Source organism: Kitasatospora sp. NPDC004799 (assembly GCF_040609095.1).
Taxonomy (GTDB): Bacteria; Actinomycetota; Actinomycetes; order Streptomycetales; family Streptomycetaceae; genus Kitasatospora.
In genome coordinates this window covers 1-1841 of the sequence record NZ_JBEXJK010000735.1, presented here as the reverse complement: position 1 = coordinate 1841, position 1841 = coordinate 1, and the positions used below count along the sequence as shown (strand labels likewise).

At 66.5% G+C, this 1841-nt stretch carries 2 protein-coding genes; one reads left to right on the top strand and one right to left on the bottom strand.

The window, feature by feature from the left end:
• Positions 1-105: 105 nt before the first annotated feature.
• Positions 106-534 (bottom strand): IS200/IS605 family transposase, encoded by a 429-nt coding sequence (tnpA, locus tag ABZW03_RS40360; RefSeq protein ID WP_355269796.1) that lies wholly within the window; start codon positions 532-534, stop codon positions 106-108.
• Between the two features lie 50 nt (positions 535-584).
• Here tnpA and ABZW03_RS40355 point away from each other — a divergent pair, with 50 nt between their 5' ends.
• Positions 585-1805, top strand: coding sequence for a transposase (locus tag ABZW03_RS40355; protein WP_355269794.1), 1221 nt, complete (start codon positions 585-587; stop codon positions 1803-1805).
• Positions 1806-1841: the final 36 nt, after the last annotated feature.

Sequence of the window (1841 nt, the reverse complement as noted above, 5' to 3'; positions counted from 1 at the left end):
CCATCCCTGATCTTGCAGGGTATCCCCGGCTTTAGCCGGGGAGGGAATGCATCCTTGGTCCGGAGCCGCGAAGCGGCGGAGTTCTCTGCGTCTCCGGGGTGACGGTCAGATAGGCCGCGTCTGGCCTTCGATGTACTGGCGGACGATGCTGAGCGGAGCGCCGCCGCACGAGCCTGCGAAGTACGAGCGGGACCAGAAGACGGACCCGAGTCCGATCCGGTTGATGCGGCCGGTGTACTCGGCCCGCAGGTAGCGCGAGCTGACGCCCTTGAGTGAGTTGATCAGCTTGGACAGGGCGATCTTCGGCGGGTAGTGCACGAGCAGGTGCACGTGATCGGTCTCGCCGTTGAACTCGCGCAGCTCCGTCTCGAACTTGTCGCACACGTTCCGCATGATCTCTTCGCAGCGCTTGAGCATGGCGTCATCGAAGATCCCCTTGCGGTACTTGGTGACGAACACCAAGTGAGCGTGGAGGTTGTAGGCGACGTGACGACCGGTGCGGATATCGGCGTTGGGTTCCCAGCGAGGTGGCATACTCCAAGCGTATTATGATTACTCGTCAGCATCGAAAGGGGGTGGGCTGGATGATCCGTGCGTACAAGTTCCTCATGCGGCCCACCGTGGGCCAGGAGCAGGCGCTGACGGCGATGCTGCGGGACCACTGCGGCCTGTACAACGCCGCACTCCAGGAACGCCGCGACGCCTACCGGCACGTCTCAAAGACGAGCATCAAGTACGGCCAGCAGTCGGCCCAGCTCAAGGAGATCCGGGCGTTCGACCCGGAGCGCCAGGGGCGCTGGTCGTTCTCCTCCCAGCAGGCCACGCTTCGCCGGTTGGACAAGGCGTTCCAGGCGTTCTTCCGCCGGGTCAAGTCCGGTGAGACGCCCGGCTACCCGCGCTTTCGCGGGGTCAACTGGTTCGACACGGTGGAGTTCCCGAAGGACGGCGACGGGTGCCGCTGGGACTCCACCCCGCACGACCCCGTCACCCGCGTCCGCTTCCAGGGCGTCGGGCACGTCAAGGTGCACCAGCACCGGGCGGTGGTCGGCAAGGTCAAGACGGTCAGTGTCAAGCGCGAGGGCCGCAAGTGGTTCGTCGTGCTGACCGCCGAGCAGGACCGGCCCGAGCCCCTTCCCGCGACCGGCTCCGTGGTCGGCATCGACATGGGCATAGCCAACTTCCTCGCCGACTCCAACGGTGGCTTCGTCCCGAACCCGCGCCACGGGCGCAGCAACGCCGCGAAGCTCGAAGCCGCACAGCAGGCCCTCAGTCGCTTCCCGTGTGTGCGCCGGGACAAGCGCACCGCGAACCATCGCCGCGCCGTGGAAAAGGTCGCCAAGTTGCACGGCAAGGTACGCCGCCAGCGGCTCGACCACGCACACAAGACCTCCCTCGACCTGGTCCGTGAGCACGACTTCATCGCGCACGAGAACCTGACGATCCGCAACATGGTGCGCACCGCCGCACCCAAGCCCGACCCCGACAAGCCGGGCAGCTTTCTGCCCAACGGTGCGGCGGCGAAGACGGGCCTCAATCGTTCGATCTCAGATGCCGGATGGGGGGTGTTCCTGACGATCCTGCACGCCAAGGCTGAGAGCGCCGGACGGGAAGTAATCGCCGTGGACCCCCGCAACACGTCCCGCCAGTGCCCCCGCCCCGAATGCGGGCACACCAGCGCGGACAACCGGACCACTCAGGAGAAGTTCCACTGCGTCGCCTGCGGCCACGAGGCCCACGCTGACACAGTGGGAGCCACGAACGTTCTACGGGCCGGGCTGGTCCGTCGCGAAGCCCAACCGGCTTAGCGAGAAGCCCCCGGCTTCAGCCGGGGGAGGAGTCAC